At 39.5% G+C, this 14,265-nt stretch carries 12 protein-coding genes; all 12 read right to left on the bottom strand.

The window, feature by feature from the left end; all coding sequences use genetic code 11:
- Positions 1–735: 735 nt before the first annotated feature.
- Complete coding sequence (locus XEN7305_RS03380; protein ID WP_006507932.1) at positions 736–2,739, bottom strand: RAMP superfamily CRISPR-associated protein; 2,004 nt, start codon at positions 2,737–2,739, stop codon at positions 736–738.
- Positions 2,740–2,748: 9 nt separating this feature from the next.
- A complete protein-coding gene (locus XEN7305_RS03375) occupies positions 2,749–3,162 on the bottom strand; it encodes a hypothetical protein (RefSeq protein ID WP_006507931.1) in 414 nt (137 codons plus the stop codon).
- A gap of 4 nt (positions 3,163–3,166) precedes the next feature.
- Complete coding sequence (gene cmr4, locus XEN7305_RS03370) at positions 3,167–4,081, bottom strand: type III-B CRISPR module RAMP protein Cmr4 (RefSeq protein ID WP_006507930.1); 915 nt, start codon at positions 4,079–4,081, stop codon at positions 3,167–3,169.
- Positions 4,074–5,192, bottom strand: a complete 1,119-nt coding sequence (locus tag XEN7305_RS03365) for a type III-B CRISPR module-associated Cmr3 family protein (protein WP_006507929.1) — start codon at positions 5,190–5,192, stop codon at positions 4,074–4,076. Before XEN7305_RS03365 ends, cmr4 begins: the two co-directional genes overlap by 8 nt.
- 2 nt (positions 5,193–5,194) lie before the next feature.
- Positions 5,195–8,308, bottom strand: a complete 3,114-nt coding sequence (gene cas10, locus XEN7305_RS03360; protein ID WP_006507928.1) for a type III-B CRISPR-associated protein Cas10/Cmr2 — start codon at positions 8,306–8,308, stop codon at positions 5,195–5,197.
- 333 nt (positions 8,309–8,641) lie between these two features.
- Positions 8,642–9,166 (bottom strand): isopentenyl transferase family protein, encoded by a 525-nt coding sequence (locus tag XEN7305_RS03355; protein WP_006507927.1) that lies wholly within the window; start codon positions 9,164–9,166, stop codon positions 8,642–8,644.
- An 11-nt stretch (positions 9,167–9,177) separates the two neighbouring features.
- A complete protein-coding gene (locus XEN7305_RS03350) occupies positions 9,178–9,813 on the bottom strand; it encodes a class I SAM-dependent methyltransferase (protein WP_006507926.1) in 636 nt (211 codons plus the stop codon).
- Positions 9,814–9,981: 168 nt separating this feature from the next.
- Entirely contained in the window at positions 9,982–10,836 is an 855-nt protein-coding gene (locus XEN7305_RS03345; RefSeq protein ID WP_040896615.1) for a MerR family transcriptional regulator, read from the bottom strand.
- Between the two features lie 106 nt (positions 10,837–10,942).
- A complete protein-coding gene (locus tag XEN7305_RS03340) occupies positions 10,943–11,935 on the bottom strand; it encodes an NAD(P)-dependent alcohol dehydrogenase (RefSeq protein ID WP_006507924.1) in 993 nt (330 codons plus the stop codon).
- 48 nt (positions 11,936–11,983) lie between these two features.
- Positions 11,984–12,667, bottom strand: a complete 684-nt coding sequence (locus tag XEN7305_RS03335) for a class I SAM-dependent methyltransferase (RefSeq protein WP_040896616.1) — start codon at positions 12,665–12,667, stop codon at positions 11,984–11,986.
- A 96-nt stretch (positions 12,668–12,763) separates the two neighbouring features.
- The gene (locus XEN7305_RS03330; protein ID WP_202951233.1) at positions 12,764–13,171 is read right to left on the bottom strand and encodes a DUF6326 family protein; all 408 of its coding nucleotides are present in this window, start codon (positions 13,169–13,171) and stop codon (positions 12,764–12,766) included.
- A gap of 100 nt (positions 13,172–13,271) precedes the next feature.
- Positions 13,272–14,123 (bottom strand): MerR family transcriptional regulator, encoded by an 852-nt coding sequence (locus tag XEN7305_RS03325; RefSeq protein ID WP_040896614.1) that lies wholly within the window; start codon positions 14,121–14,123, stop codon positions 13,272–13,274.
- Between the last annotated feature and the right edge of the window lie 142 nt (positions 14,124–14,265).

The raw sequence follows: 14,265 nt of genomic DNA, 5'->3' as shown, positions 1-14,265 counted from the left end.
GTTTCCAATCTATTAGTTTCCTACTAAGAGGAAAGTTGTGGGCGACGCCTTTGATGAACAGGAGGTCATCGTTTCCAATCTATTAGTTTCCTACTAAGAGGAAAGTTTTTTTCTATTATTAATCTTCGCTTCACGTGCGTTTCCAATCTATTAGTTTCCTACTAAGAGGAAAGCTTGGAGAAGAAGTTCCGTTTCCTGATGGTATCTTCAGGTTTCCAATCTATTAGTTTCCTACTAAGAGGAAAGACTGTTCTTGAAAAACAGCACTCATAGGAGGATTTTACAAAAATTTTTCGCGGGCTACAAAAAACCATAGAAATAATTAATAATATTTCTCAATAAGTCAGAGATAAATTGGCTAAAACCTTTGGCACATAAAGCATCGACGGAGGTCAACCTAATAATCAATGTTCCAGCGAATGAGCCTATTCCCCACAAACTATTAGGAATATTTTCATTTGATTGCTATATGAAAATGTTTTAAAAATTGACAATTACCTCCTTTTCTCTCCAAAATATTCCCTATCTACCGTCGCAAAATGTAGTTTTACCTCAAAGCACAGCATAATAAATTGGTATTTTACAGCTCAAAAGTTGGAGCCTCAAACTGGCCATCGCTTAAATGGCAAATATTATTATGCTGCTCTTGAAGTCGCTAACCTGTCTCTATGATACTATTCAAGATATTCTCGACTACCAGAAAGAGGGAACCGGTTGATTGTGCTTGTGACTCAGTTATCCGAAGACTTTCACGGCTGGCAATTTTTCTAACAATTTAGCAAACTCTGCCCTTTGCGGATTTTTAACATCAAAAATGGTGACAACTTGAAAAGGAGTTTCTCGATAAGGAAATATCGATTTAATCCAGACATAAGAAGGGACCCCCAACTTACCCCCAACATTAACTCCTGAGTTACCTCCTTTAAACTTATCATCACTGTAGAGCCCCACTAAGGCTCGCCCTCTAATTTGCTCACTCAGCCCTTCGCTTGCCCAATCGATGTTGGGGTTGGGTTGAATCAACTCAGGACAAGGTATTAAATAAATAGCAACATTTTTATCTAGGACATCTTGTCTTCTATCACCTTTAAAACTAGGAGAACATTCCCTATTATCAGTAGCAAAATTAGGAGTAGGTTGATTATCCCTGGCCTGATTTTTGCTGATCTTAGGTTTTAATTCTTTGACTAAATTTTTCAAACTCTGCTTCAGTAACTCAAAAAATTTCTGCCAATTCTCAGCCTCACAAACTAAAGGATATTCCAGAGCTAAATCATTCGAATCAACTTCCCAATGACAACCTCGAATCATCTTTTCTCGTAATGAATTACTACTATTAGCGGCTAAAACATGAAGTGGCCGACGGGAACCATGACCTAAACCTCCAAGAGAAGATGCTAATAATAATAAATATCCGCTAAATTTTTTGGTTTTTGCACTTTGAGATTCAATGATAATAGAACCGGTAAACTCAATAGGATTGAACCCTTGAGCCTCAGATTTTGGAACAGAATTTACTTTAGTATAAATATTGATTAATCCAGGTTTACTCAACGTGCCAAAAATTCTATCTTCCAAGAGCTTGCAGGTATCAGATTGATACATACCCATCGATAGGGCCCGAAACCAATAACGCATCACTCCTCGAACCGCAGTAGAACGGAACTCAGTTCCTTGTTTTTGAGGATTAGCTCCGTACATTCCTTTAGTCCAGAGAGTAAAATCAAACTTAAGACTATATTGATTGGTAGTTAGAGGAATAAACTTGCCATAACCACTACTAACCCGGGAGCCAATTCCATTCTCAAGAGCATTTTTTAACCATTTTCGGACAGTATTATAATCATCTTGAGAAACTTGAGCAGAGGCGGAAATTCCTATCAAGATTTCAGGTTGGTATAAACTCAAAAATAGGTGAGGCTCAGGACTATATTTAACTTCACGCTCACGCTCATCCCAATGCCATTGAGGAGTAGCAACATCGAGACTAAGGCAAGGTTTAATGGGATAGGCATCAAGAAAGGCAACTTGAGCAGCTTTAGTCTTAGATATGTCTGTATCGACAACTCCCAATAATTCTTTAACTTTTTCCGGGTCATCATGTTTGATTCCCCAAGCCCTGGCCGCTCCTTTTAGAGTAGAAGCAGGAATATAGGGAATGCCCAGGATCGGGTGAAAAGCTGGTAAAAGTAGTTCTCTATAACCCCTGATACCTCCGACTCGTAATCGCCAGTTACAGGAAACCACAAAACAATGATCGCTCCCTCCTGCCAAGATCTCAGTGCGTTTTCGCATTAAATCATAATAATCTTGACAATGATCATCGGCGATAACAGCAGCCTCTAAAATTTGCTTTTTCTGCTCAGATTCTTGCTTTTTATCCTGCTTACTATCAGAGTAAGGCAGATTAGGATAAGTGTGAAAAAGAACTTGTAAGGGAGTTGTCTTGTTACTGTTAATTTTTTGCGGCTTAACTGTAGTTATCTTGGCAACCGAACCAGATTTGCACTCAATAAAGTCACATTGTAATCGGTAAGGTTTTTGCTTGAGCTTCTTGATGATTTTTGGGCTCAAGCCTCGGGCTGTTTTAGCGCTAGCTTCGTCGGGAAATGCCAAAGATAATATTTTAGTGTCAGAATTATATCCAGCATAAGTTGCGAGTTCCAAGGACTTACCTAACTTAGAACCAGTTTTTTGTTCGGCGGCCACAAAATTTTGCCATTGATCGACTATTTCCATGAGGTTTTATTACTCCTTTGGTTCCCCAAGAATAGCTGTGGACCAAAATGCCCATTCTTGAGCTAGAGCAATAGCCAAACGATTCAGTCCTGCATAGGTGGATAAATCCATATTAATCAGTCCCTTGGGATTATCAGGAGCAAAATTAATCTGACTTAATTCTTGTAAAGTTTGTAGAAATTGCTGGTATACAAAACCCTTATACCTAGTTTCTTTTGACCCATTGTGATACTTGAGTCCATCTCCTGCTAGCCGATGTAATCCCCAAGCTGAAATATAATTAGGCAATCCTTGAACAATGGCGCTGGCTTTTTTCTTATATTCTCCAGCTTTTGGACCATATAATTGGGCAATATCAGCTTGAATTTCTTCTAAACCATTATAGGCATGGTCGCTGAAATTTCTCGGATCTAATTTCAACATAAATTTAGTTTCCTCCCTCCCCTCGATCCATTTCGGATAAATCTATTAATTGAGTTTCAATCCAGCCCTGTTTTAGACCCTCAGAGCCTCCTAATTGAAGTTTGTCACTTAACTTTTCTTGGAGAACGTCCAAACCCTCATTGAAAGTTGCTGCTAAATCTTGAATTTCTTCGGGAGTTTTATCTGGTGAAGGGACAAACTTTTTATATCCCCAAGGAAAAAACATAACGGTTTCCGAGGGAATTGCCTGTTCGGAGCGAAACGCACCTTCTTTCGCTACCTTCCGATCATCTTCCATTGCTATTCGAACCTGTTGCTGTAAACCCATATCGACAAAAGCTAGACAATCCTGGTCAGATAAGATAACCAACCTCTGCTTTAATTCCATGACCCCATGACCATTGGGCAATTTATTAAATAATTGCCATGCAGGAGCATCTTTATCGATGGAACGTACCTCTGGTTGAGATAATATGGCTCCTCTTAAAAAAATTTGTTCGGCAGTAACGGAGGTAAGGGCTTTAATATCTGATTTTTTGAGTTCTGTTTCACAGCTCATAATTAATTGGGTCAGATCTGGGTGATTAATCCAACGTTGCCAGCGCTTTAACCATAAAGGGCAAGTAATCCAAAGAAAATGATGACTATAGGAAGCCACAGGAAAAAATAGCAGTGAAGCGTCAGAAAACCAGACATGACCTTCTGTCGGTTGCTCTATATTAGTTAACTTCTGACCAAAGAGTAAATTGGCCGTATCAGAATCTAGTAAAGAACGAACTTTTCCTCTAATCGAAGAAGCTGGAATATAAGGAAATTCGGTATGAACTTCTCTCGCAATCCCTACCATATTGCCGATTTGAGAGCTCGCTCCCACATGGAGAGGTGTCAGTAAATATAAATAAACACAATAATCATTCATAATTAATCCATAGTAATTCTGAGTATCCTAATTTTCGCCACCGTTTCACCCTTTGAGGTACCTTCTTATCGTCTTTGGTCACTTCTTGGTCTTGAAACAATAATTCAGGCTGATTGAGATAGTAAATGCTACCCGGCGGTGCGGCAAATACTTGTGGTGCGGTAATACTTTTACGGTGATTAAGATCCTTTTCTTTAGTTTGAATACGACAACTAATAGGAATGGGTTTTCCTGTAGCAAAACTCACCAAATTACCTGGGTCTTGATTAGGATTGCTAGTATGAGCAAATTTCCATTCCCAAGGATAAGCTCGACAAAAAGCTTCACCTGCTGACTTAAAACGTTCAAAAACCCCAGGAGTAGCTAAATAAGCCATTTTCTTACCTCCTGCTTGCCGATTGTCTTGGGATTTATCGATAAGTTTTTGCCATTGCTGGTTTAAGTTTGGATCTTCTGTGACCAGCACTCGATGACCTTCTCCTCCCAGGCGCATGGTTAAGGGACTATCTAATTTAATGTCTAAGCCAATCGCTAGACTCCAGCCAGGATGCAATCGAATGGCATTTTCCACAAAATAACCATCTTCATCTTTAACAGTGCGCGTATTATCCTTAAAACTATTGTGAGAACGGCTTTCTACTTCCCAGGGACTAGCTCTGGCCAAACCTTCCCCCTTACTAAATTGGTCTATTTTTCCGGCTAACAGTTCCTTAAGTAAAGTAAAGGGTAAAAATTCTTCTCCCTCTTCATCCATAGATTGCTCTAAATGCCGAGCTCTAGGATCTTTAGGGAGTAAAGGTGCAGCGAAATTGAGATCCCAACTGAGATAATGTGCTTCCTCTAACCAAGGTAAGGGGCAGAGAAAAGCATTATGCTGATAACTCAAAGGCTTGGCAAAATATAGCTCGCTTTCAAAACAGAGAAAAGGACCCTGGAGCTGAAAACTATCCCTTTGGTTGGAAGAAGTTAACTTCAAACTTTTAATTGCCCCGGCAATTGTATGGGCATTGGGAGGAAACATGCTGCCAGCCCAAGCCCTTTGCCCTGGAGTAAAGGGTTTGGCATCTCGGAATAGTAGTATATCAAGGGGAGTTAGACTGTACCAGTACATTGCTAATTACTCGGGGAATTGTGGAATTGAATATCTCGATTTCTCAGACAAAAGGCTGCTAACTTGAGCCAATTTTTAATTTCTCTATCAATCTTGTCTTCGGGGTTTTGTTGCCAGGACTCGGAGATGAATTTTTCTAGGTAATCTTGAAATTGATTAATCTCTGCTCTCTGTTTTTGGTCTTGAGAATTAAATTGAAGAACATCTCGCCGAGAGCAAAAAACTTTGACCCAATCCTTGATTCCTTTATGTGGTGCAGGATGTTGAGTCCAGATCTCCACTGCTTGCTCAAATAATCCACTATTGAAAATAGTTGAATTATTAGCTAATTCGACCAGATCTCTCCAGTAACTAAAGACTTGAAACTTAGCGGTAGCCTTGAGAATATTGCCACTGCCAAAAATCGCTCTGACTTGGACAGCATCCTTGATTTGTTGCTTATCAAAGCGATCTCGATATTGATGCTTTTTAGCTTCAGCTTCAGCTTCCCAGAGATTTTCCAAAGAGATTGCCAGAGGAACTGATTGATGAGCAATAATGATGCCAAAACTGACAGTAGCCTTAGAACCTAGAGTAAAGAGAGGACGTTTCGGTAATTCCTTTAAATCTTCAGCCGTATTGTTTAATTTTGGGCTCCAGTAATCACCATCATTATCAAACTGTTCTTGGGGATCTGGGGCTCCATGAAAGCATTCGCGAATATCCCAGAGCCAATCATCCCATTCCCAGAGATTAGTGTAAGCGAGGATATCGTCACCACCGCAGTAAATAAGTCGTCCGGCATATCTTTCCTCTGTGAGATAGGGAACAAGACGGTTAGCAAAATCTAATAGAGAACGGCTAAAAGCACTATGGGTAGAGGGCCCCATCCGCTTTTTAATCTGCAAAAAATCTTGTAATGGTAATTTGAAATGCTCTGGGATGCGGCTCTGATCTTGTTGAATCCGCCTAATCAACGCTGGCGCAATATAATTCTCATAGGGCAAGAGATACTGACCACTAAGCCATTGACCCATGCCATCGCCATCCCCAGCGGCAATTACATACCAATCTGTGGGATTATTATCCCCTTTAAAAAAACCAGATATAGTTTGTTTTAGTTCGCTCAATACTTCTGCATCAGCAGCTTGAGAAGTTTTCGATTGCGGATAATCTTCCCAGAGCCAACCAGAATTTAATAACCTGGGATTTAACCAATTATTGTGATTTTTAGTAATCCAGGGAATCCCCCAACGCAGCTCCCTTTTATTAATCCAATTAAATTTATCGAGAATTATCTGACAGTGGGAATTATAGGCATCGATAGTTGATAGCTGACCTTGTAATTCTAATTGTTTTAACCAACCAGCAACTCCGGAAGTCAGGTCGGGATAATAATTTTGTTGCGATTTTTCTTCTGTAACACCTAATATTTTTTTGAGTAAGATGCGGTGCAGAGAACGCTTGATTACTTCGGTGGCGTTTAACTCTTCCCTGCCATCAAATAACCCTTTTTGTTTTGACCAAAAAGCTTGGGTATCCCCTTCGGTAGCCCAATGATTGTCACGATTAGCTGTCTGGGTGTTAATTACCGGGCCAAGACCCGAAATAGTAGATCTCGGTCCATAAACAGTGGGAATTTTCCAGTTACGCCCCTGCTTAACCGCATCTAACTCAGATCTTAGTTGATCTAATAAACTACCCCACCAAGTACCAACGTTGATTAGCCCCTTATAAGCATAGTAGCCACCAGGTTTTTCAGAAGTTGGTTCATTTTCATCATCGACGAGATCAAATACTTGACGAAAAAACTGATTTTCAGCTTCCGATAATAATGGTTCTAAAGGATTAGCTAAAGCGTTTTGTTGGTCGAGCCATACACTGTATTCAGGATTGTCAATTTTTTGCGAAGAATTATCAGGATCTTTTATTGAGGGATTTTGCTTGAGATTTTGTTCGGGGCAACCCAAAGGGAGTCCGGCACTATAAAATTGCCATTGACATTTAAGCCAGCTATCCCAGGTTTTAGGGTCTATCTTTGACCAAAGACTACGATCTAAGGAATTTTTAGTTTCTGCTCCTAAATTTCTCCATTCAGCTTGCAAAGTATCTTTTGCTAATTTGACTGCTGCATAAACGGGATTATCTTTGGGGTCAGCAGAATTTTTCCCGTTATTCGGCAGCACCATGACGATGACATTGGGAAATCCGGCGGTAAGGAGCTGATGGTTTTTAGGTTGTTCAATAAATTGAGCCAGGTCTGAATATTTATTGCTTAACCAATGGTCGATAATTGGTTGTTGATAAAGGCAAGGGTAGATAATGGTATCCGGGCCATAGGTATTGGCAAGTTTCCAACAAACCTTGGCCGATAAATAATGTATCAACCAGGAACCAGCCCAAAAATCCCTCATTTTGCGACTGAATTTGATTACTTCTTGGACGGGACTAAAGCTAAAGTGAATTATATGAGGCCGAGAATAATTGCTATTTTGCTGCTTATATTTAGGGTAAGTATGATCGTCTTGGTAATATCCCGCTAAACTGCCTGCTAAAGCAGAGGTCATGCTGACATGACTCCATAGTGAAGCGTCAGGAATTCTCGTATCAGCTGGTAGTAGATGAATTTCTGGTTGTAATTTTTGAGTTAATAACTCAGGATAACAACGCCATAAATACCAAAATACTTGCTGGGGATCTGGCCAATGGGCAATTTCTTCTAAAGGCTCTGATTCTAATAGAGTTAAATTCTGTTTTTGATTAGTTTCTAGCAGTCGTGCCAGTTCTGGTATTAAAGTAAATTGTCGTTTTTCTCCTGAAAGTAAGTGAGTAATGGTTAAACCCGTGCCATTTTTTTTGTAGAGTATAGAACTTTGCCAACTTTTTAATTGAGTTACCGCACAGCGATCACTGGCAGAAGCAATCAAATCAGAACTTCCAATATGCTCTTTGAGCCAAGTTGTGGAGAAAATTTGTGTTGTATTCGATTTTTTGGGCGATGACCAGCCTTCCATACAGTCTAATTCTTGCCATGCTCCTTCACGACCTAAGAACTGAGATGCTGTAGTAAGAGTTTTTAAAGGGGGATCATGAAGGATTGCCCATATTTTGGCTTGCCAGTAAATTTTTGAAACCAATCAATTTCTCTCCTTGCGATAAGAATCATCTCCTCTCAATCCTTACTCCTGTAATATTTATGACTTTTATGCATTTTGTTACATTAATTTACTGTCAAGAGATTATCCTAAGCTACCATTAGCTTTCTCTTGCTTAATTTAACTATTGTCTACTAACTAGATAAAGAGACAGACTGTCTACTAATTACCAGAAAAACGATTTTCTAAACAGTATATTAGATGTGTTTAAAGACGTCTCCTATTTTATAAGTTAGTGGACATTGGGGTGTGAGTAGGTGCGATTCGTTGATGTCAGTTTTCTGTAATCTTCGGAATATAGATTTGGCTTAATTGTCACTCGGATGCCATTGTAATCAATCGCCAAAACTCCTTTATATCTGCAATAGATTGAAGATGGAACACTTGCTTGGTTGACTTTGCCTTTTCAACATACTCGCGATATTTAGGCGTAAGCTTTCGGTGACATAGCCAAGCTATGTAATAGGCATTTAAGGTACTTTTGACTAACGGACTATTTTGAGGGTAACCTTCGGGTGCTACCCAAAAACCTTTGATAAATCGTTTTGTGATCCAGAAATAATGCTGGATAACTGGCAGATCGATATAGACTAAAGTGTCTGCTGCTTCTAATCTTTTCCATACCGTATCTAACGAACCAAATCCATCGATAATCCAACGCTCTTGTTGTAAAATTTTTGTGTGGGCGGTTTTATACTCTTCGTCAGGAATTTTTTTCCCTCCTGGTTTGTATTGAACGAGATCTAATGCAACCAAAGGTAAGCCAGTCGTTTGAGCCAGACGCTTGCTCAGAGTAGACTTACCGCCTCCAGTATTACCAAATACAGCGACTCTCTTCATTGTTATATTTCTTACTTAGACTTTTTCGCTACGATAAATAGCCCTTTGAACACAGCTTGACTATTGCTTGGTTGCCAATGATGGTCAATCGCAAAACCAATATCGATTAAACTGTCTAACAATTCTTTCGTAGTAAAAACCTTAACCAATGGCATCAAACCAAAGAATTTTCCAATCGGCGCGATAATCTTAAACCACTTCATCTTATCTCCCAGGCAAACTGTACTGGTAACGAAAATTCCGCCTGGTTTGAGCATTTTATAGACTTTGGCGATTATTTTCTCTTTATTTTTTAGTAAGTGCAAAATATTGAGTCCTAATACAGCATCATAGCTACATTCTTCTACTTCTAATTCTTCGATAGTTAATTGTTCAAAAGTGACATTACTAATATCTCGGTTTTCTACCTTACCTTTGGCAATTTCAATCATTTCCGAAGAGAAATCGATCGCTTTAATATGTTTGACGTAGGGTGCGTGAATAATGGCTGTCGATCCCGTACCACAACCAAACTCAAGCACTTCCATGTCTGGTTTGAAGTATTCCTGGGTAATTTGCAATTTCTTTTGATAAGATGCCTCATCAACAATAGGTTGTTTAGAATATTTATCGGCAATCTTGTCCCAAAATTTAACAGACTGATTCATCATAATCTCCTATTTATTTTTTAGCTTTTTTTTGAAATTATTATTTTCTAAACCAAAGCAACAGGATATAGGGCAAGATTTCAGCAGTAAAATACCGCCAAATAATAACCAAATAGATCATGCTGAAATTCGCGGAAGATCTATCGCTGTGTATCCTTGACTTCAAATTTAATTTAGCGATTGTAAGTTAAGCTCTACTTCCCGCTTACGAACAGGGAACTGAATTTCCATTACGTAATCATCATCTCCTGGCTGTTTGGGCAGTTCCAAAAATACTAGCCTGACTGGACCTGCTAAATCGTAGTGATTTGCTTCCACCCAGGAAGCAATCGCATTGTAACCAAGTAGCTTAGAACAATCTTTCGTTTGAGGTACAAAGGTTGCCATCGTTGCCGAGGATAGAGACTTATCGGTCAAAGTTATACCATTATGATTAGCTAGGGCTAGACGACTAGAACGATCTAGAGACTTGCCAAATTCCATATCAATATAGTCACTTTCGATGCCATCTTCATGAAAGATTATGGTCATCTTGCCTTTGCTACCTCGATCTCCTTGTGTCAGAACATTCAACACAGCCCAAAAGAAATCATCTGGAGACTCTACCTGAGATAAAACCTTACGGGCGGAAACAAACCTTTGTTCGGGAACTTGTTTGACTATTACATCCTTTACTAAGCTATCTCGTTCTTGAATTTGCTTAAGACGAGATTCAATAGTCCGAATGCGTTGTAGTTCTTCTAACACCTGTTGTTCTAACTCTGCTTTTCTTAGAGACAACATCCCCTGAATTTCTGTGGGAGAAATATCGTCTCGGACAAACCTTTGAATCTGATTTAGTGATATTCCCAAATCTTTTAATGCCAGAATGCGATTGAGTTCTGGCAGTTGAGTTGCACTATAGTAACGATGCCCGCTTTCACGCTCGATTTTGATAGGTTGAAACAAACCTATTTCATCGTAGTAACGCAGCAATCGCTTAGAAACTTGTGCAATACGAGCATATTCTCCAATGCTATACATGATATTTTCGTTGCTTCTACTTCTCTGTATCTTTAAGATAGGGCGTGACGTAACGCGAAGATCGAGGGACATTTTTAAAAACAAAAAAATATTTTTTTTGTTGAGTTTAAAGATTACTTTCTAGGGTTATGATGACTTTTCCCTGATGATTTCCTTCTCCAAAATGCTGAATGGCTTCAGGTACTTCACTCAACTTGTAGAAGGATTTTATTACGGGCTTAATTTGTCCAGCTTCAAATAATTCTTTGATGTAATCTAAATCTTTGTTTGGTTTCAAAGCGAGAACGAGTACATTTTTCTTCAAGAAAAAACGAATAATTGGGAAAAGAAATAAAGCTTGCAAAAGCCGAGGTGTTTCCCCGCCCACAGTAACATAAGTTCCATGAGGTTTTAATACCCGCAAATACTTAAAGATCGAGCGATTAGTTTTAGGATCGAGAATTAAATCATAATTCCGTTCGTTTTCGGTGAAATCTTCTTGTTGATAATCAATGGTGCGATCAAATCCAAGAGATCGCATCATGTCTAACTTGTTTGAACAATCGACACCTGTGATATTTTCAACTCCTATCGATTTGGCAATTTGTACTCCCAGAGTACCAACACCCCCACCAGCACCGTTGATTAAAAGCTTTTGTCCTGGTTGAATTTTTCCTAAGTCCCGTAGACCCTGTAAAGCTAACATCGCTGCATGGGGTATGGCTGCTGCATCAATATAGGACATATTTTTAGGCATCAAAGCTAAAGTAGTTACAGGAGCACAAGCATATTCCGCAAAACCACCAAAACCATTTTCGGATAGATCTCCATAAACTCTATCGCCAGGCTTTAGTTGACTAACATTTTTGCCAATTGCTACCACCTCTCCAGCAATATCAACCCCAGGTATTTGAACTTTTGGCTTGAGAAGCCCACATAACAAGCGGATGTAAAATGGAGTTCCCCTCATTAAACACCAGTCCCAGTCATTGATAGATGTAGCATGAATTTTAACCAAAACCTCGTTATCTTTAGGTATGGGTTTAGCTACTTCTCGAAACTGAAGAGCTTCTGATGAACCATATTTTGTTAAGACAATTGCTTTCATAGATAAACTCATAGAATAATCACAACTTTTTCTGATGCAGTTACTGCTTCTGTGTTACGTTCAGTTTTTAAATCCGATACCAACAAAGCTCGTGAGACGAGTTAGTCCCACTGGAAAGGGAAAAAACTTCAAATTTATCAGTCCTACCTCATACATCAATTCGGAAAGTTCTTTTTGAGAAAAACAACTATTTCCCCAATGCCACTGAATTAACCTGCCTATAAATTTAGGCTGAGTAACAGCAATAATTAATGGTGCTCCTGGACGTAAAACTCTTACTATTTCCTTTAACCCCTGTTCTGGATTAGGCAAGTGTTCGAGTACATGGGCACTAATGACCCCATCGAAGCATTCGTCTGCAAATGGCAAACTTCTCACATCACGTTGATAGATTTGATGACTAATGTTTGTTTGACTTAGTTTTTGATGAGCAATTTTAAGCATTTGAGGCGAAATATCAACTCCAGTAATCTGCGTTTTTGGATCGATAGTTTGAGCAAATGCCAGGCTAAATGCTGCTGTGCCAATTCCACAGTCACAAATTTTCAAATTGTCTTGCCAGTGAGGCAGAACATTAGCATCTTTCAGTGATTGCCACAGCTTCCTATAGGCATGGCAATATCCTAGAAGACGAAGATGCTCATGCCACTGAAAAGAAGCCTTATCATAGGTTTGAGACAGTTGAGAGACTGTAGGATAAACTCGTTGAAGAGAGACTCGCCACCATCCGATTGTCCATTCCATTGCTTTCATGATTTTTGGTCTGTGATATCTAGCTTTTGTTAAATAAAATTCTTAATAGTGAAGTTGTTTTCGATCCAAGATATGATTGTCTCAAGCTTATTGTTTACGCCACTTCCAAGCACACCAGACAATTAGTGCCAGAGCAACAATTTCTATAGCTGCAAAGAATATATCGTCGAGATCTTTGACTCCATTATTGATAACAAATGCGATCGTTATTGCACCTACCATGATGTTTGCCCAGCGATTTACTCGATACTTCAACACCCGCGAGAGGAGAACCATAGAAATCGGAACTTCCGCCATAATTCCGCCTAGCAGCATAAGTTCTTCAGTTATTTGAACGCCGTTGACGATTCCTGTCATAATTTCTTCTAGAAAGCCAGGTCTACCAAACTCATGAAGATCTCGGAAAATCATATTAAACAGTACAAAAATCCATAATGTTGAAAGCAAAGCTTTAACATCCATGCCGATGGTTTTGTTGCTAGCAATCATGTTCATAATTCTGTTTTGAAACAATATTGATGAATTTAACAATCTCGACACTAATATTTACTTCTTGCCGATCTCGCCCTTGGCGAGGCGCTGTGCGATCGCATTGCTATGCTGACAGCAAGTTAAGATCTACTTCTCGTTTGCGGATGGGGAATTGAATTTCCGCTACATAGTCTAAATCTCCTGGATGTTTGGGCAATTCCAGAAAAACTAACCTTACAGCACCCGCAAAAGCATAATGATTGGCTTCAACCCACTCGCCGATCGCGTTGTGTCCTAGAAGTCTGGCACAGCAGTCTGTTGGCGGAATCAAGGTTGCCATTGTTGCTCCCGGTAGCGATCGCTTATCTAGAATCAGACCGTCATAAGTAGTTATGGGAGCATGATTGGTTTTATGGAGTAACCGTCCCACTTCAAGATCGGTGCGCTCGCTCGTTATACCATCTCCATGTACAACAACAGTCATCGCTCCATAGGTGCTATTATTCTTCCCAGGAAGAGCATGGATCAAAGACCCAAACAGTTCTTCTCCTGAATTATTTGTTGGTAAAACTTTGCGTAGTCCGATCAGTCTTTGTTCGGGAACTTGTTTGACTATTACATCCTTTACTAAGCTATCTCGCTCTTGAATTTGCTTAAGACGAGATTCAATAGTCCGAATGCGTTGTAGTTCTTCTAACACCTGCTGTTCTAACTCTGCTTTTCTTAGAGACAACATCCCCTGAATTTCTGTAGGAGAAATATCATCTCGGACAAACCTTTGAATCTGATTTAGTGATATTCCTAGATCTTTTAATGCCAGAATGCGATTGAGTTCTGGCAGTTGAGTTGCACTATAGTAACGATGTCCGCTTTCGCGATCTATTTTGATAGGTTGAAACAAACCTATTTCATCGTAGTAACGCAGCAATCGTTTAGAAACCTGGGCGATGCGAGCATATTCTCCAATACTGTACATGATGTTTTCGTTTCTTCTACTTCTCTGTATTTTTAAGATAGGGGGTGACGTAACGTGAAGAGCTAGGGGAGTGATAAAAAACTTAACAATCTCACTGAACGAGATTTCTGTAGCTCCTCTATAGCAGTGGTCTGACAATTTC

Source organism: Xenococcus sp. PCC 7305, from assembly GCF_000332055.1.
Lineage (GTDB): Bacteria > Cyanobacteriota > Cyanobacteriia > Cyanobacteriales > Xenococcaceae > Xenococcus.
The sequence above is the reverse complement of the archived record's forward strand: the minus strand, read 5'-3'. Positions and strand labels throughout refer to the sequence as shown.